The organism is Paenibacillus sp. FSL L8-0641, from assembly GCF_038006265.1.
GTDB classification, from domain to species: domain Bacteria; phylum Bacillota; class Bacilli; order Paenibacillales; family Paenibacillaceae; genus Paenibacillus; species Paenibacillus polymyxa_D.
On record NZ_JBBOUW010000001.1, the window covers coordinates 4,107,723 to 4,124,050 of the forward strand.

The window sequence follows — 16,328 nt, forward strand, 5'->3', positions numbered from 1 at the left end:
TCCTGCCCTATTGAAGCAACGACGACACATCATTATCTGGCAGTTCATGATTGGATTTGTATGGATATCCGGCTTGATAAGAAATGAACTGCATTTGTACATGGGTCACCTGTGGAAAACGGGCTAACAGTAAATTTTTGGCTCGATCGGCGATTTCCTGCGCTTCCTGTACCGTAATCCGCGGGTTCACACTTATCGTTACATCCACTGTTATGAAATGCCCTGTTTCCTGGGCATGTAAGTGTTCAACCGTTACAATACCATACACCCGTTGAATCGTCTCCATAAAGCGTCGGGAGTCTTCCTCCTGCAAGGGCTGCGCAGGAACCTGGTAAGCGGTATTCATTACCATCAAATATCCTTTACGCAGCACCAGACAGGCTACGAGCAAAGCTGCGGTTGGATCAAGATATAATAATGCAGGCCATTCCATTGCTTCGCCAGTCATTGCGCCGATCATGCCAATCAATGCAATCAACGATGCATACAGCGAGTAACGTTCATGGTTTGCGTACCGATCTGCTTCCTCTTTATGACCATGTTTAATCGAGTAGCGATATTGAAACTGAAATAGCGCTTCTCTCAATACCAACGCAATAAATACGGTAATTAATGCATACAGACCGGGTGCCTGCGGTTCCGAACTGCTTAATGAACGAACAGCCGAGATAGCTAGCTGAAGACCGCTCATCAGCACTAAAATAGCCAGTACCACAGATATGACCGTTCGAACCTTTTCACCGTTTCGCAACCGTGCCAGCATTCCGTGCCCTGTAGCACCCTTGGAACACAGAAGCTCCTGCAAACGGGAAGCACTATCTGCAGCCGTGTGCAGTGCATCTCCCAACAACGCCTTGCTGTTTGCCGCATAACCGACGGCTCCCTTTAGAACAGCCAGCGCGAGATTACCTACAATCCCGCTCAACGCCGCAGTTTCCAATGATCGGCTGCGTTCGCTATTCACAACGTTTCCCCCTCAATCCTGAACTAACCCTTTCCCAATAAAGCTCAATCTAAAATAACCGAATTTCTCAAAATCAAAAACCATTCACATTTAAGTGCCACTACTGAGCCTTACTTAAGGTAAATCTTAAAACCTTAGAAAACCGCGCCCAAGCAGACGCGGCTTTCTCTTTAATTTATACTACTGGTATTTGCGTAACTTAAGACTTTGCAGTTTTGGCCGCGCCCCCGCCAGCTGTCGGAGATTTTTGTTTTCCTTTCAATGCCACCCACAGCGGGCTGGCAATGAAAATGGAGGAATAAGCACCAAACAACAAACCAATGACCATTGCAAGTGAGAACATACGGATCGATTCGCCGCCAAATATGAACAAACATACGGAGGCAATAAACACCGTAAACACGGTTGCAAGTGACCGAGTCATTGTCTGCGCAATACTGTGATCAACTACCTGCTCTAAGTCGTCCCTGGACTTCTTCTTCGCAAATCGTAGATTTTCCCGAATACGGTCAAAAATAACGACGGTGTCATTAATGGAGAAACCAACAATCGTCAGAATTGCCGTAATAAAGGTCAAATCCACCTCAAGCCGGAAAAGCGAGAAAATACTGATAACGAGGAAGGCATCATGCAACAACGAAACGATGGCTGCAATGGCAAACCGCCATTCAAACCGGATCGAAATATAGACCGCTATGGCTACACATGCTAGCAAAATCGCCCATATTGCATTCTGCTCCAGTTCTTGTGCCATTTCCGTATCCACTGTATTGACCTCAAACGAAGCCTTCGGATCCAGCTGTTTATTAAAAGAAATCTTAAAATCATTCACTTGCTGATCCGTCAACACCTGTGAGAAGCGAATGCCGAAACGCTCTTTCCCCGGTGTATAATCTACCTCTTTACCGATTTTCTGCTTGTCCAGCAAAGTTTGGATCTGTTCCTGTGTAACAACCTTAGTCAAATTGACATCCACATTGGAACCGGAACGAAAGTCTACCCCGTAATTCAAGCCGAATATTGACAAGCTTAGAATACCAAGCAGTGTGATAATAATCGAGAACGTGTAAAACCACTTGCTCATCTTAATATATTTCAAGTTCCAATTAAAGCGCACTGATATCACTCTCCTTCACACCAAAATACTTGGCCTTCTTCACAGCATCCGCTTTAACCAGCAGATTGAGTAAGAAGCGGGAGAAGAAGATATTCGTCAAAATACTGGTGACAATATCAACGATGAGCACCAAAGCGAATCCTCGAACGGAGCCTGTTCCCAGACCAAACATAACCGCTGCCGCTATAATTGTCGTAACATTGGCATCCATAACGGTACGGAACGAAGCCTTACTACCTGCAATGACAGAAGAACGAATCGTTTTGCCTGACTTGATTTCTTCTTTAATCCGTTCATACGTAATGATGTTGGCATCGACCGCCATCCCGATCCCGAGCACAAAGGCGGCGATACCTGGGAGTGTGAGTACAAATCCACCCAAGTAGAAAATCGCAAGCACTACCCAGGTATGAACGATGAGACAGAAACTGGCCACTAATCCCGGTACACGGAACATTGCAATCATAAATACCAGAATAATGATCGAGCCGATCAATCCAGCACGAATCGTCTGATCCAGTGACAATTGACCCAGCGTAGCACCTACACTCTGAGAATATTTTTCCGTCAGTTTGAGCGGAAGGGCACCCAGATTAATCGTATCCGCCAGTTTATTCGCTTCATCACGAGTGTAGCTACCTGTGATTGACGCGCTACCGTCCGTTAATTCCCCACGCACTGTGGGTGCAGACAGCAATTCCTGATCAAGGAAAATAGCTAATTCTTTATTCAGAAGCCGCTTTGTGATTTCTGCAAATTTAGCTTTGTCCTTGACTTTGATACTAATCTCAGGTTGATTCAGCTGATCATAGCCTACAACAGCGCCATTCTCCACAAAATCATTACCGCGGAGCTCAATTTTGCTGTATTGACCTGGCTTCTTAGCATCTGCTGCCGTTGCACTGCGAAACGTTAATTCTGCAGGCTTTTTCAGCATGGAGCGAACTTCTGCCTCATTAGTGACACCAGCAAGCCGCACGCGAATACGGTTGCTCCCCTCTGTTGTTACTTCCGGCTCAGTCGTACCGAGCGCATTAATCCGTCTCTCCAGACTTTGAGCTGTTTGTATAAGAGACTGTCTGGTTACACTCTGCCCGGCTTCCAAAGGCTGGGCTTCATATAAAATTTCAAAGCCTCCCTTTAAATCGAGGCCTAATTTTAAACTGTTCAGTAGGCCCGGGCTTGTCCCGATCATAACACCAGTAGTTATGAGCACGACCACGATGAAACTTAGAATTCTCTTCATTCCGTCCCATGTTCCCCTTTCATTCTCAATATTCCTATTATAGCTACCCCTCAAAAAGCAGTCAATTTGAACGCAAAAAAAGACCCCCTTCTATTCGAAAGTGGAGCCCCGTAATGCGGACATAGTCAAATAGTTCATAAAGCTCGTCGCTTTAAGGGAAAGTATATCGTTAACGAGCTTGTGCAGCGGAGGAATACCCTCCTTTTCATATTTATGGCTGACGCAATTCCACACGTCCTTACTTGTGACATGCTCATAGCCTACGAGAATCAACTCGTCCGCCTTACTTTGACAAAGCATCTCAATTGCGTCATCCCAATCCTGCTCATCCAGCTCTTCCATACCCACGATGGCCGTTCCTCCTCCCAGCGACTACCGGTTCCGCAGATCAGCAATTAGCGGGGTTATTGACTGCTTTGTAGAACATTTCTGTCCTGATCCTGGAAAACCCTTCTTCTCGTTGAAAATAGCCTTAAATCAACAATATATGCAATCATTTCGCTCGTCAATAGCAGAATTCACCACTCTCCCTCTTGTTGTCTAAATCACTTTGTTTCTGAACGGAAAAGCTTGTCATGAAGATGGACAGGTCCAGCATATCTTCTAAAGTAATGTATAGACGCAGAATTACATTTTGGGGAAGAGGGAGTTGCGATTGAAAAAGCAGACATTCATCCATGGAGCAATTATTTTATTGGCAGCAGGAATTATCAACCGGATACTAGGTTTTATTCCCCGAATCGCACTCCCGCGTATCATCGGCCCCGAAGGAGTTGGCTTGTACCAACAGGGGTATCCCTTTTTTATCGTTCTGGTGACGCTTATTACAGGGGGAATCCCTCTTGCGGTAGCCAAGCTAGTAGCCGAAGCCGAAACGGCGGGACAGCCCGAAATGTCGCGGCGTATTTTGCACACCAGCCTGCGCTTAACCATTACACTCAGTCTGATCGCCATGGTTCTCTGTCTTGTGTTCGCGCCTTGGATCACAAGCCATCTTCTGACCGACAGCCGCGTGTATTATACATTCGTGAGCATGAGCCCAATGATTGTCATTGTAGCTGTTTCTTCAGCTTATAGGGGCTATTTTCAGGGAAAGCAAAATATGATTCCTTCCGCTAGTTCCTCGATTGCCGAGACCGTTATGCGCATTTTTTGTGTCATTTGGTTTGCTTACTTGTTACTTCCCCATGGGGTAGCCTACGCTGCTGCAGGTGCCATGCTCGGTGCTCTGGCGGGCGAATTCATTGGCATGATTGTGCTTCTATGGCAATACGTGTGTAACCAGCGAAAAGATCGCATCCTTCAGCCGAATTCGCCTGGCCCCTCCTCTGAGGTTTATCCCGAGCAATCATCTGTTTTGTCACGTCTTATGTCTATATCCGTTCCCGTGACTGCTGGAAGGCTTGTCGGTTCCTTATCCTATTTGCTCGAATCTATCTTGTGCATGCGCAGCCTTGCCGTAGCAGGCATTGCAACTGGCGTGGCAACCGCACAATATGGAGCCATGCAGGGCATGGTCATTCCTGTGTTATTACTACCTGGGGTTCTGACCAGTTCATTAGCTGTTTCACTCGTTCCTTCGTTATCCGAAGCAGCGGCTAAGGGGCATATTATAGCCATTCACAAACGTCTACATCAATCGCTTCGGCTCGCTTTGGTTGCAGGAGCCCCATTTGCCGTGATCATGTATGTATTGGCGGAACCTCTGTGTCTGCTACTCTACAATAATGGCGATATTGCAGGAATGCTTAAGCTCATGGCACCTTTTGCTCTTTTTATGTACATTCAGGCCCCGCTTCAGGCAGCACTTCAGGCGTTAGACCGTCCTGGAAGTGCCTTATTAAATACCTTTATCGGAGCCGTTATCAAAATTGTGCTGATCGTCTGGCTTGCATCCCAACCTCAGTACGGTATCTACGGAGCTGTCATCGCCATTTGTATTAACAGTGCCATTGTTACTCTCCTTCATGGCTTCAGTGTCAGCAGGCTACTTCGCTTCCGCGTACGTTTGCTCGATTTCTGGAAGACCGGGATAGGCATGATCATCATGGCAGCAGCAGTGTTATATACCTACAGACATTTAACGATGTTCGACCAAATGTGGCTCCAATTTATTTTTGCCGCAGGCTTGGGAATTATTCTGTACCTTTTCCTGATGACCTTGATCAAAATGATTGATTGGGACAACCTTACACGCATTCCAATCCTGAGAAGATGGTTTAAAGCATAAGAAATCTAATCCGAAGATTTTCCATAGGCCGGTGGTGTAATGTACACATCACCTCTATGGTTAACCGAGCATAAAAAAACATCCTTAAAATCTTTGTGTCCCTTCGCTTGAATTTGATTTTTAAGCCAAAACCGGTTCATATCCATTCGTTCCAAATTTCGATCCAGCACCTTACCATCCATGATTAATGGAATAGGCAGTCCCTCATATCTAAACTTTCCACCGATTTGTGGAGAAGGATGGACTTTATCCACCTGTAGCTCTTTGTTTGCCAAATCTGTTCCGTTTAATTCCTGCTTCATTTTTTCGTGTTCCACTCCGACGTTATCATCCTTACCTATAACCGTTAGCTTACCTGTCGTTTCCAAAATAACATATTCAACTTCGTCCAGACTTTCTATATTTTGTTCACGAAGTTGTAACAGCAAGTCATCCAAATTGTAACGTTGTTTCACCATTTCGTCCTTGTTTAATTGTCCATTAGAGTACAATACACTGGGCCTACCATCAAATAGTAAGCGCAGTCGCCGACTTTTCAGACTGAAATAGGAAATCCCAATTTGCAAAATTAACAGCACTCCTAAAGGAATCAATCCTTCGTAAAGTGGACGTTTTATGTCCTCCAGACTGAATACAGCAATTTCTGCAATCATAATGGATATGACGAGATCGAAAACAGACAATTTACCGATCTCCCTTTTACCCATCAAGCGCATCACCAGATATACAATAAAATACATGAGCAGCGTCCGAAAAATATGAGCAAAAATATCGTGACTCAATATGTTCGCCTCCTCCCCTGTACTTGCAATAAGACATGAGTCGTTCATTGTACACGTATTCTGACCGTTCCTCACTTGGCTCATACAAAAAACAAAAGGCTAAATTATTGAAATAAAGAGAAAGACTGCTTGCGACTTGGTACTAAGCCGTGAGGCTTGGCCATAGAATGATAATAGTTCAAACCTTGGTACAGGAGGAATTATCAATGGAGCTCATTCGCCGCTGGTGTTCGTTTCGTCTGGCCCATCCTATTTTATCCGGCTTATTCTATGCTTTTGCATGGATGCTGCTTGGCGCATTGATTCTTTCACTACTCTTGTGGCTGACACAGATGCAGGAACAGGACTTATCATTGTATACGTACATCGTCCATGCATTCGCCATGCTATCTGGTGGCTTCGTCGCCGGTAAAAGATCAGCAAACAAAGGCTGGTATCAAGGCGGTATTACAGGTATCCTGTATGGACTAATCGTTCTGCTGGTCGGTTTTCTGGCATTGGATGCGGGCATGGTCGGCAAGGACCTGTTACACTTAGGTTTCGCGTTTGTCATAGGCGCAGGTGGTGGGATGTTTGGCATTAATCTCAACAAGTAATCAAAATGTTTGTACCCATGTAATAAAACAACACAAAAAACCGAGCCTCCTCAAAGGCTCGGTTTTTGTATAACGGTCACCAGCATTTTACGATTTGGAAACAACTTCCTCAGATGCCGTGTCTTTTGCAATCGCGTTGCTGATTGCACTGCGGTCAAAGGTCAGCTTCGTGACATCATTCACACGCAAAACTACTACATCATCCGTAATCTCCATAATTGTACCGTGAAGACCTCCGATTGTAATGACTTTATCTCCCTTTTTCAAAGCTTGAAGCATCGTTTGACGTTGCTTTTGTTTTTTCTGATTCGGGCGAATCAGCAAGAAATAGAAGATTACAAACATCAGAGCCAGTGGCCAGATCATTTGAAAAAGTCCGCCAGTTCCACCGGGTGTAGCAGCGGCTGTAGCAAAATGAAACATGTTAAATCCCCCTTTCGTATACTCTCCCTAAAACTTAAAATCCTTTATCATTATCATGAAGACCGTACTGCTCAAAAAATTCATCTCGGAAATCAAGCAGCCTGTCATCCATAATCGCTTGTCTGACATTACGCATCAATTGTATTAAGAAATGCAAGTTATGATACGTTGTCAGTCGGAGCCCGAAGGTTTCATCCGCTTTAATCAAATGTCGCAAGTAAGCACGTGAATAATTGCGACAGGTATAACAATCACAAGCAGGATCGAGCGGGCCAAAATCACTTGCATATTGGGCATTGCGAACGACAAGACGACCTTGGCTGGTCATCGTTGTCCCGTTGCGAGCAATTCGGGTTGGAAGTACACAATCGAACATATCCACACCACGGATAGAGCCTTCAATCAAAGCATCAGGCGAACCCACGCCCATCAAATAACGTGGCTTGTTGGTGGGAAGCAGAGGAACCGTATAATCGAGCACTTCATACATCAAATGTTTCGGTTCACCTACGCTCAGTCCACCAATAGCATACCCCGGGAAATCCATGGAAGTCAAATCCGCAGCGCTTTGCCTGCGCAGATCTTCATGCATGCCTCCCTGAACAATGGCAAACAGACCTTGATCACGAGGACGCGCGTGTGCCTCTAGACAACGCTCAGCCCAACGGCTGGTGCGTTCCAGTGACTTTTTCACATACTCATATTCAGCCGGAAACGGCGGACATTCATCGAAGGCCATCATAATATCTGAGCCAAGCGAGTTTTGAATTTCCATCGCCACTTCAGGCGAAAGAAACTTTTTATCTCCATTTAAATGAGAGCGAAAATGAACACCCTCCTCTGAAATCTTGCGCATTTCACTTAAAGAAAACACCTGGAATCCGCCGCTGTCCGTTAAAATAGGACGATCCCAATTCATAAACTTGTGCAGTCCACCCGCTTCACGAATAATATCGTGGCCCGGACGAAGAAACAAATGGTACGTGTTACTCAAAATAATTTGAGCATCCATCGCTTTTAGTTCCTCAGGACTCATCGTTTTAACAGTAGCCTGAGTTCCCACAGGCATAAAGGTTGGTGTCTCAATAACTCCGTGAGGAGTGTGTACACGCCCGAGACGGGCTCCCGATTGCTTGCAGGTTTTGATATGTTCGTATCTTATTGCTGGTGCCATATTTTCTCAACCATCCTTAATTAATAAATGAACATTGCATCCCCGAAGCTGAAAAACCGATATTGTCGGTCAATCGCCTCCTGGTAAGCATGCATAATATTCTCCCTGCCCGCCAGTGCGCTGACCAGCATAACCAAGGTGGATTTGGGCAAATGAAAATTCGTAATCATCGCATCCACCACACGGAATTCATAGCCTGGATAAATAAAAATCTGTGTCCAGCCACTACTGGCCTCTAATACTCCATCACCAAATTTATTACCCACCGTCTCCAGCGTCCGGCAACTGGTCGTCCCCACCGCCACGACTCTTCCACCGCGCGCCTTGGTTTCATTGAGTACATCGGCTGTTTCCTGTGACAATGAATAGTATTCTTCATGCATTACGTGCTCTTCAATCGTATCCACAGACATCGGTCTGAACGTCCCTAAGCCAACATGAAGTGTGATAAAGGCAACGGTAACGCCCTTCTTTTTAATCTGGTCCAGCAATTCTTCTGTAAAGTGCAGCCCTGCCGTTGGAGCCGCAGCCGAACCTTCATGCCGAGCATAAACGGTCTGATAGCGCTCGCGGTCATCCAGTTGTTCCTTGATATACGGCGGAAGCGGCATTTGGCCCAAGCGGTCCAATATCTCCTGGAAAATACCGTCATATGAAAATGACAGTACCCTTCCGCCCATATCTCCTTCTTCCTCAATTACTGCTTTCAGCTCATCACCGAAAACGATAACAGCACCCTTTTTCAGCTTTTTACCAGGTTTCACCAATGCTTCCCATCGGTCCCCTTGCAGTTGCTTAAGCAACAAAACCTCAGCCTTAGCTCCCGTGTCTTCCTTGATGCCAAACAAGCGTGCAGGAATCACTCTCGTATCGTTTAATACCAACGTATCCCCTGGTTGGAGATACTGCACAATATCCGAAAACGTATGATGGCCCACTTCACCGTTATTTTTGTTTAATGTCAGTAATCTGGAAGCGCTCCGATCAAGCAAAGGCGTCTGTGCAATTAATGTTTCAGGCAGTTCAAAATCGTAGTCGTTTACGTTCATATATTGGTCAGTCCTTAACTATATCCACATTTTTATAATAGTGTTGCAAAATTTTCTTGTAATCATACCCCTGCTCGGCCAAACCATTGGCACCCCATTGGGATAAGCCCAAACCATGACCATTTCCTTTACCTGTAAAAATAAAGCTTTGTGTTTTGTCAATGACTCGTGCATGACGATCTTCATTCATGACGATCACCCCGTTACCACTTGAAGTACTGCTGCCAGATGCGGACAGGATTTGAGTGCCTTGTGTACCACTTACATGAGAAGTAGCCCCATCAGCGCCTAATACAGTATAACTTCCGGTACTCGCAATATCAAACAGTGTGCTCGGGAGGCCGCCCATTGCTGAGCGAAACATATCCGGATATTTCACTTTCAAAGGGGTTCCGTTCGCTTCAACCTCCAACACTCGCCCTGATGGACCACGTTTGGTGACATCGAGGTGATTAATAGAGGAAGGCACTGTGCCCGTTACTTTCCCTTGCAGGGATTTAGCAAGCTGAGCTGACGTAAAGGGCCCCCGCACCCATGCATAGTCTCCGGACTGAGGCACCTTTTCTAATACAATGATCTCTTCGCCCGGCTGCGCCTTGGCTATTGGTGTAACCGTCGATTGAATTTGGGGAATAGGACGCACATTTGTATTTTCCGCAGTGACGGTGATTTTGTCTAACCCCGCTTCTGTGACACCCTCCAGTTCCTTAGCATTATCCTCACGAATATACCCTGTCTTGCCACTGGAGAGAAGTACATGATACCACTCCTGTGCTCCTTTTTGCGCCGAAGTATCCCCCGAGCTGTCTACGCTAGCAAAGGCTTCGCCACCACTGTTCCACACCTCAGAGGCATCTGCTGTCACACCGCCCGCATTAGATGAAAATACAGCTTCGACCACTTTACCGCCACTTTTAATGACTTCACCAGCCGTTGCATCTACAGCCTTATTGACGTTGGCATGTTCCGAGCTCTTCCCGTTGTAAGCCTGGCTTAACGTGCCATCTACCACATTGCCGATCTGAAACCGATTGCCTTGGGCAAGCGCATAGCTACGAGCCGCTACCGCTTGAGCCTTGAGCGCTTCATCTGGCCATGAGGAATAGACCTCTGCTCCTACCACGGAATACAAATACTGCTCCAAAGGAACTTCGTTCACAAGCGCCAGCTGGCCTGACGTCATGCCAATCTCCATCTCGCCGCGATATGTACGCTGTGATCTTTCCATCACTTGTACTCCATTATTACCGCCGTTGACAATTATCTTGCTATTATCAGAACCACTTAGCATGTAATGAGACATCACCTGCGAGCCGGTCGTGACTCCTGCTTCCTGTCTTATAATGAGGCCGGCTTGAGTAGCATTAACTTTAGACAACGTGAGTCTCGGCTGCTTGCTCTCCAGCTCAGTTTTCAAAGCCAACAGCTTGCTGTCATTACTTTCTTCTCCAACCCACACGGCATACTGACCTCTTGATTGAATCACAGTAAAAGCATCAAAGCCCGCCGCAGCAATTGTCGTTCGAACGAGATTAGCTTCCTGCTCGCTTCCGTAGCTTCCAGTGGACCAATGCTTGTTTCCCTTCACCTCGGCCTGCGCTCCGGTTGCCGAGGAAATCCGCTGTACAGCAGCCTGCGCAGACTGTTCACTAGCATATATTCCCGCGTACACTTGATACACAGAGCTACCATTTTTTGAACCGATAAAAACCGTAGGTTTATCATTAGTCTTTTGCAGGGCTTGTGCCGCTTTTATCGCCGCTGCTTCATTTCCTTCAAGTACCTTCACCCGATAGCTGTCTACACTAAAACGAGCTGTACTGTCTGGCAGTCCCATCCAAGTTTGAAAGCTGCCTCCACTGTTCTGTCCAACACTCAGACCTCCTGATGATTTCAAGGTTACAGCGGGGACTGTCGCTTTATATTTGCTACCTAGATCCGCAAAAATCACTACACGAATATCCTCTTGGGCGGCGGCAGCGTGAACGCCCGAAGACCAAGGTATGCACACTGTAGCTAATACCATAATCGCTGCTGCTCGTTTGGCCCGGCCCATCCATGCACCGAAAATACTTTCTCGGTTAAATGCTTTTCCACTCATTTCTGGCTCCCCCAATCTAGCTGCCTAGCACTTATATTTGCGTAATTTATCGGGCTCTCGATCCTTGTCTGTCCCTTTAAATACATCGGCGGAATAAGCCAAAATGTAAACCCGCCAAAATCTTACTTATACTCTCATTACCTCAGTCATCCGTCAGCCGATATCGTATTCACCATACTTGCATGTAACCATGCAATGATTTTTTTAAAAAGTGCATCATGTTTCCTAATCACCGTGGATCCGTTGGCATGGGGATTCCAAGGTGGGCATATGCCGCCGGAGTCACTGTTCGTCCCCGAGGTGTTCTTTGTAAAAGACCAATTTGTAACAAATAGGGTTCATACACGTCCTCAATAGTCTGACTCTCTTCACCAATGGTTGCAGCAATTGTGTCCAATCCTACAGGTCCGCCCCGGAATGAATGAATCATGGCCTTAAGCATTTTATGATCAATTTCATCCAGCCCGAGAGGATCTATTTGAAGTCTCTTTAGCGCCTCTGCAGCCAACTCAGAATGAATAATTCCGTCTCCGGCAACCTGGGCAAAATCACGCACCCTTTTTAATAGTCGGTTGGCAATACGCGGTGTCCCCCGTGAACGCAATGCGATTTCCTCCGCCGCATCCCCGACAATTTCAATCTCCATAATATCCGCGTTCCTGGACACAATGTAAGCCAGCTCGTCTGTCGTATAAAACTCTAATCGACTAATAACACCAAACCGGTCACGCAATGGCGCAGAGAGCAGCCCAGCGCGCGTAGTGGCCCCTATAAGAGTAAAGGGTGGCAAATCCAGACGGACTGAGCGTGCACTCGGGCCTTTACCAATCATAATATCTAGCGCAAAATCCTCCATCGCCGGATACATGACTTCTTCCACCGTACGATGAAGGCGATGAATCTCATCAATGAACAAAACATCACCCTCTTGAAGATTGGTCAGCAATGCTGCCAAATCTCCCGGTCTTTCAATTGCAGGACCTGAAGTCGTACGCAGATTAACCCCCAACTCATTGGCAATAATGTTAGCAAGAGTTGTTTTACCCAACCCAGGCGGTCCGTACAACAGTACATGGTCCAACGCTTCTTTACGCATTTTGGCCGCTTCAATATATACTTTCAGATTTTCCTTAACCTGATTTTGCCCGATATATTCATTTAGATAACGGGGGCGAAGGCTTAGCTCCGCCGTCTGGTCTTCCATCATCAAATTGGCGGAAATAATCCGGTCATCCATATTCCATCGCTCCTCTTTTCACCAGACACTTGTTAACGGACATCCGCGTCCTATCCGGCAAACAACAGTTGCAAAGCCCGCTTCATCAAAATATCGGCAGATTCATCAGGTTTCGCATCTTTCTTCATTCTGCTCCATACCTTATCCAACTCAGTATCAGTATAACCGAGGGCCTTGAGCGCCTCACGGGCCTCGCCCCAATATGAACCTTCGCCTTCTTCTACGACAGGCTCAGCAAACAATCCGGTTGCCATCCCTAACGAGCCAATACCGTCCAGCTTGTCTTTCAAATCCAGAATCATACGTTGTGCCGTCTTTTTACCGATCCCCGGTAACTTGGTGAGAAATGTGATATTCTCCTGATAAATCGCCGTTACCACATGAGCAGGCGTACCGCCTCCTAAAATACCAAGCGCAACACGCGGTCCAATACCAGATACATCAATCAGTTTACGGAATAGCTGCTGCTCCTCACGGGTCGCAAAACCGAACAGTAAAATAGCATCTTCCCTTACATGATGGTGAATATAAATAACCACTGGACCTTCAGTTTTGGCGAACGCGTAAGGATTCGGACAAAATACCCGGTACCCTACACCCTGTACATCTAAAACGACATATTCATTTTCCAAATGGGCCACAGAACCACGCAAGAAATCTATCATTTTCGCAATACCTCATTTAATTTTGAATTTAGTCCATAGGAGTGCGCATGACAAATAGCCACCGCCAAAGCATCCGCTACATCGTCCGGTTTCGGCACAGTTTGAAGCTTTAGAAACATTCTAACCATTTCTTGTACCTGTTTCTTCTCAGCCTTACCATACCCTACAATAGCCTGCTTTACCTGCATCGGCGTGTATTCACCTATAGGCAAATTACGTTGTTTTGCAGCCAGCACCAGCACCCCACGTGCCTGACTTACAGACATAGCGGTTGTAACGTTGCGATTAAAAAAGAGCTTTTCCAGTGCTACCGCATCAGGCTTATATTTATCTATTAATTGCAACATGCCTTCATACACATGAAGCAGCCTTTCTTCTTCCGGTGTATGAGCCTCCGTCTGGATGCAGCCATACTGCACAGGCACCACTTTACTGCCAATCTTGTCTACAAACCCGAAGCCCACAATAGCAATACCCGGATCAATTCCTAGAAAACGCAAAAAAATCTCTCCCCTATCGCTCAATCATGGCGTAACTAATCAATAGCCAGCGTTATCCTGAATATACTCACGGCCAAATACCATATAAAGCGAACATATGTGTCGTTCTTTTCATTATAACAAAACTTTGTATCTAATAGAGGAAAAAATTTAAACATGAGTAAAAACATAAAAAGAGACGCTTCAAGCCTTACCTCATGGGCAAAGCCTAACGTCTCGCAGTTGTAATCAATAGTGCTGTTTTAATACCCTCTGTGTTCGCTCCACGGCAAAGTCACTAAAAGTGGAAATTACACTGTTATACTCATTTATATCCTGTACACGGATTCCCTGCTGAAGTTGTTTATACACCCCTTCTGGCAAGGCCGTCTCCATGGAACCCACATCCAATTGAAAAAAAGTGCGGATAACTTTTTCTCTTTTAGGCAGTCCTTCATACAATGTAAGCTGGCCGTCAGTGCTCAAACCCATGTATCCACGCTCTTTGCATGACTCTGACAAGTCTTCCACCCTGCGTTCCAGCCACACCTCTCCTTTGGTATTAAGTCGTCCCTTCCAATCGGGATGTTGCTTCAGTAAGGTCTCTAGCTGCTGTGAACTTAGCGTTCCCAAGGAAAGTGTTTCCGTACCACATACGTAGGTGGTTAACAGACGGGTCTTCCTGCTTATACCGGAAGCACGAATACTTTGTAATAGTTGCATATGTGAGGAGTGATCTTCAGTTGGACCGAGATGTGAAGCCTCCTCCATGCCCTCCTCTGCCATGACGGTAGTAGCGAGTGGCTGTGACAACATAGCCTGCATATAATTCGATAACAGAATACCCAACCCTGCCAGCAAACAAGCCGCACCCAAAATGCTACAGGCCCACACTGTTCTTCTCCACTGTTTCCAGCGCCGTTTCATCTGTTTTTTCCAACTTAATCGCTTCACAGTAATCCCTTCCGTCCCACTTTTTGTGTTAGTGTGACCTGGCGATTACTGATTTATACAAAAAGATAATTAATATAACAAAAAAGCCGCTGCTTCCAGCGACTTTCCTTTTGAATCGGGATGACACGATTTGAACATGCGACCCCCTGGTCCCAAACCAGGTGCTCTACCAAGCTGAGCTACATCCCGAAATACATGCCGGTGAGAGGACTCGAACCTCCACGGTTTCCCTCACGATTTTGAGTCGCGCGCGTCTGCCAATTCCGCCACACCGGCTTATGAAGTTAATGGCGCGCCCTGAGAGATTCGAACTCCCGGCCTTTTGATTCGTAGTCAAACGCTCTATCCAGCTGAGCTAAGGGCGCAAATATGGAGCGGACGACGGGAATCGAACCCGCGACCCTCGCCTTGGCAAGGCGATGCTCTACCGCTGAGCCACGTCCGCAATATCATTATATCCATGACATATAAGTGCATGAATGGTGAGCCATGAAGGACTCGAACCTTCGACACCCTGATTAAAAGTCAGGTGCTCTACCAACTGAGCTAATGGCTCCCAACAGGGTAACATAACTTTGTGAAAATGGCGGAACTGACGGGATTCGAACCCGCGATCTCCTGCGTGACAGGCAGGCATGTTAGGCCTCTACACCACAGTTCCATAGCAGTTTACATTCAAAAGTTAATTGGTTGCGGGGGCAGGATTTGAACCTGCGACCTTCGGGTTATGAGCCCGACGAGCTACCGAACTGCTCCACCCCGCGATAATATTAGGGACTGCTATTTAAATAAATGGTGGAGGCTGAGGGGCTCGAACCCCCGACCCTCTGCTTGTAAGGCAGATGCTCTCCCAGCTGAGCTAAGCCTCCATATTACTTATGACCCGTAGGGGATTCGAACCCCTGTTACCTCCGTGAAAGGGAGGTGTCTTAACCCCTTGACCAACGGGCCATACAATAAAATAATTATGGCGGAGAGAGAGGGATTCGAACCCTCGAGACGCTTTTGGCGCCTACACGATTTCCAATCGTGCTCCTTCGGCCAACTCGGACACCTCTCCACATGGCTCCCCGAACAGGACTCGAACCTGTGACAACTCGATTAACAGTCGAGTGCTCTACCAACTGAGCTATCAGGGAATATTAAGCATAAGGTTCTGCTTGGCGACGTCCTACTCTCCCAGGACCCTGCGGTCCAAGTACCATCGGCGCTGGAGGGCTTAACGGTCGTGTTCGGGATGGGTACGTGTGGAACCCCTCCGCTATCGCCACCAAACATGAATTTGCTACGCAAATTCTTCCGTACGGTTAT

The 16,328-nt window shown here is 46.5% G+C and carries 15 protein-coding genes, 11 tRNA genes and 1 rRNA gene; 2 read left to right on the plus strand and 25 right to left on the minus strand.

What is annotated here, in order from left to right:
* Nucleotides 1-7: 7 nt before the first annotated feature.
* The 4 genes from MKY16_RS18495 to MKY16_RS18510 form a co-directional block, all read right to left on the minus strand.
* Nucleotides 8-964 (minus strand): cation diffusion facilitator family transporter, encoded by a 957-nt coding sequence (locus tag MKY16_RS18495; RefSeq protein ID WP_029514810.1) that lies wholly within the window; start codon nucleotides 962-964, stop codon nucleotides 8-10.
* 199 nt (nucleotides 965-1,163) lie between these two features.
* A complete protein-coding gene (gene secF, locus MKY16_RS18500) occupies nucleotides 1,164-2,081 on the minus strand; it encodes a protein translocase subunit SecF (RefSeq protein ID WP_049816863.1) in 918 nt (305 codons plus the stop codon).
* Entirely contained in the window at nucleotides 2,071-3,327 is a 1,257-nt protein-coding gene (gene secD, locus MKY16_RS18505) for a protein translocase subunit SecD (RefSeq protein ID WP_039275022.1), read from the minus strand. The genes secF and secD overlap by 11 nt, the downstream gene beginning before the upstream one ends.
* Nucleotides 3,328-3,417: 90 nt before the next feature.
* Nucleotides 3,418-3,675, minus strand: coding sequence for a post-transcriptional regulator (locus MKY16_RS18510; protein WP_013311570.1), 258 nt, complete (start codon nucleotides 3,673-3,675; stop codon nucleotides 3,418-3,420).
* 307 nt (nucleotides 3,676-3,982) lie between these two features.
* Between MKY16_RS18510 and spoVB the strand changes: the two genes are divergently transcribed.
* Nucleotides 3,983-5,557 (plus strand): stage V sporulation protein B, encoded by a 1,575-nt coding sequence (gene spoVB / locus MKY16_RS18515; RefSeq protein ID WP_029514809.1) that lies wholly within the window; start codon nucleotides 3,983-3,985, stop codon nucleotides 5,555-5,557.
* 5 nt (nucleotides 5,558-5,562) lie between these two features.
* Here the strand turns inward: spoVB and MKY16_RS18520 are convergent, their stop codons facing one another.
* Nucleotides 5,563-6,339, minus strand: coding sequence for a DUF421 domain-containing protein (locus MKY16_RS18520; protein ID WP_029514807.1), 777 nt, complete (start codon nucleotides 6,337-6,339; stop codon nucleotides 5,563-5,565).
* A gap of 206 nt (nucleotides 6,340-6,545) precedes the next feature.
* On the opposite strand from MKY16_RS18520, the gene MKY16_RS18525 reads away from it, so the two are divergent.
* Nucleotides 6,546-6,935, plus strand: coding sequence for a TIGR04086 family membrane protein (locus MKY16_RS18525; RefSeq protein WP_029514806.1), 390 nt, complete (start codon nucleotides 6,546-6,548; stop codon nucleotides 6,933-6,935).
* A gap of 87 nt (nucleotides 6,936-7,022) precedes the next feature.
* Here MKY16_RS18525 and yajC read toward each other — a convergent pair whose 3' ends face one another.
* From yajC to rrf, 20 genes are all read right to left on the minus strand, one after another.
* Nucleotides 7,023-7,358 carry a preprotein translocase subunit YajC gene (gene yajC, locus MKY16_RS18530; protein ID WP_029514804.1) on the minus strand — a complete coding sequence of 112 codons (336 nt, stop codon included), beginning with the start codon at nucleotides 7,356-7,358 and terminating at the stop codon, nucleotides 7,023-7,025.
* 34 nt (nucleotides 7,359-7,392) lie between these two features.
* The gene (tgt, locus tag MKY16_RS18535; RefSeq protein ID WP_318627550.1) at nucleotides 7,393-8,532 is read right to left on the minus strand and encodes a tRNA guanosine(34) transglycosylase Tgt; all 1,140 of its coding nucleotides are present in this window, start codon (nucleotides 8,530-8,532) and stop codon (nucleotides 7,393-7,395) included.
* A 20-nt stretch (nucleotides 8,533-8,552) separates the two neighbouring features.
* On the minus strand, nucleotides 8,553-9,581 hold the full coding sequence (gene queA / locus MKY16_RS18540) for a tRNA preQ1(34) S-adenosylmethionine ribosyltransferase-isomerase QueA (RefSeq protein WP_029514801.1): 1,029 nt from the start codon (nucleotides 9,579-9,581) through the stop codon (nucleotides 8,553-8,555).
* Nucleotides 9,582-9,588: 7 nt separating this feature from the next.
* Nucleotides 9,589-11,682, minus strand: a complete 2,094-nt coding sequence (locus tag MKY16_RS18545; RefSeq protein ID WP_340956561.1) for a SpoIID/LytB domain-containing protein — start codon at nucleotides 11,680-11,682, stop codon at nucleotides 9,589-9,591.
* 229 nt (nucleotides 11,683-11,911) lie between these two features.
* Nucleotides 11,912-12,919 carry a Holliday junction branch migration DNA helicase RuvB gene (gene ruvB / locus MKY16_RS18550; RefSeq protein WP_013372650.1) on the minus strand — a complete coding sequence of 336 codons (1,008 nt, stop codon included), beginning with the start codon at nucleotides 12,917-12,919 and terminating at the stop codon, nucleotides 11,912-11,914.
* A 50-nt stretch (nucleotides 12,920-12,969) separates the two neighbouring features.
* A complete protein-coding gene (ruvA, locus tag MKY16_RS18555) occupies nucleotides 12,970-13,584 on the minus strand; it encodes a Holliday junction branch migration protein RuvA (RefSeq protein WP_307347889.1) in 615 nt (204 codons plus the stop codon).
* A complete protein-coding gene (gene ruvC / locus MKY16_RS18560; RefSeq protein ID WP_029514797.1) occupies nucleotides 13,581-14,084 on the minus strand; it encodes a crossover junction endodeoxyribonuclease RuvC in 504 nt (167 codons plus the stop codon). Before ruvC ends, ruvA begins: the two co-directional genes overlap by 4 nt.
* 228 nt (nucleotides 14,085-14,312) lie before the next feature.
* Nucleotides 14,313-15,017 (minus strand): BofC C-terminal domain-containing protein, encoded by a 705-nt coding sequence (locus tag MKY16_RS18565; protein ID WP_029514796.1) that lies wholly within the window; start codon nucleotides 15,015-15,017, stop codon nucleotides 14,313-14,315.
* A 115-nt stretch (nucleotides 15,018-15,132) separates the two neighbouring features.
* Nucleotides 15,133-15,206, minus strand: a tRNA-Pro gene (locus MKY16_RS18570).
* 7 nt (nucleotides 15,207-15,213) lie between these two features.
* Nucleotides 15,214-15,293, minus strand: a tRNA-Leu gene (locus MKY16_RS18575).
* Between the two features lie 12 nt (nucleotides 15,294-15,305).
* Nucleotides 15,306-15,382 (minus strand) — tRNA-Arg (locus MKY16_RS18580).
* Between the two features lie 5 nt (nucleotides 15,383-15,387).
* A tRNA-Gly gene (locus MKY16_RS18585) sits at nucleotides 15,388-15,462 on the minus strand.
* A gap of 35 nt (nucleotides 15,463-15,497) precedes the next feature.
* Nucleotides 15,498-15,573, minus strand: a tRNA-Lys gene (locus tag MKY16_RS18590).
* A 28-nt stretch (nucleotides 15,574-15,601) separates the two neighbouring features.
* Nucleotides 15,602-15,678: transfer RNA gene (locus tag MKY16_RS18595), tRNA-Asp, on the minus strand.
* Nucleotides 15,679-15,704: 26 nt separating this feature from the next.
* Nucleotides 15,705-15,781: transfer RNA gene (locus MKY16_RS18600), tRNA-Met, on the minus strand.
* Between the two features lie 29 nt (nucleotides 15,782-15,810).
* Nucleotides 15,811-15,886, minus strand: a tRNA-Val gene (locus tag MKY16_RS18605).
* Nucleotides 15,887-15,896: 10 nt separating this feature from the next.
* Nucleotides 15,897-15,968, minus strand: a tRNA-Glu gene (locus tag MKY16_RS18610).
* A 17-nt stretch (nucleotides 15,969-15,985) separates the two neighbouring features.
* Nucleotides 15,986-16,077: transfer RNA gene (locus MKY16_RS18615), tRNA-Ser, on the minus strand.
* Nucleotides 16,078-16,080: 3 nt separating this feature from the next.
* A tRNA-Asn gene (locus MKY16_RS18620) sits at nucleotides 16,081-16,156 on the minus strand.
* Nucleotides 16,157-16,175: 19 nt separating this feature from the next.
* Nucleotides 16,176-16,292 (minus strand): 5S ribosomal RNA (rrf, locus tag MKY16_RS18625).
* Nucleotides 16,293-16,328: the final 36 nt, after the last annotated feature.

Coding starts and splice junctions, on each gene's coding strand:
- yajC (WP_029514804.1), bottom strand. CDS start 7,358: ATGTTTCATTTTGCTACAGCCGCTGCTACACCCGGTGGAACTGGCGGA.
- secD (WP_039275022.1), bottom strand. CDS start 3,327: ATGAAGAGAATTCTAAGTTTCATCGTGGTCGTGCTCATAACTACTGGT.
- queA (WP_029514801.1), bottom strand. CDS start 9,581: ATGAACGTAAACGACTACGATTTTGAACTGCCTGAAACATTAATTGCA.
- MKY16_RS18525 (WP_029514806.1), top strand. CDS start 6,546: ATGGAGCTCATTCGCCGCTGGTGTTCGTTTCGTCTGGCCCATCCTATT.
- MKY16_RS18545 (WP_340956561.1), bottom strand. CDS start 11,682: ATGAGTGGAAAAGCATTTAACCGAGAAAGTATTTTCGGTGCATGGATG.
- ruvB (WP_013372650.1), bottom strand. CDS start 12,919: ATGGATGACCGGATTATTTCCGCCAATTTGATGATGGAAGACCAGACG.
- tgt (WP_318627550.1), bottom strand. CDS start 8,532: ATGGCACCAGCAATAAGATACGAACATATCAAAACCTGCAAGCAATCG.
- ruvA (WP_307347889.1), bottom strand. CDS start 13,584: ATGATAGATTTCTTGCGTGGTTCTGTGGCCCATTTGGAAAATGAATAT.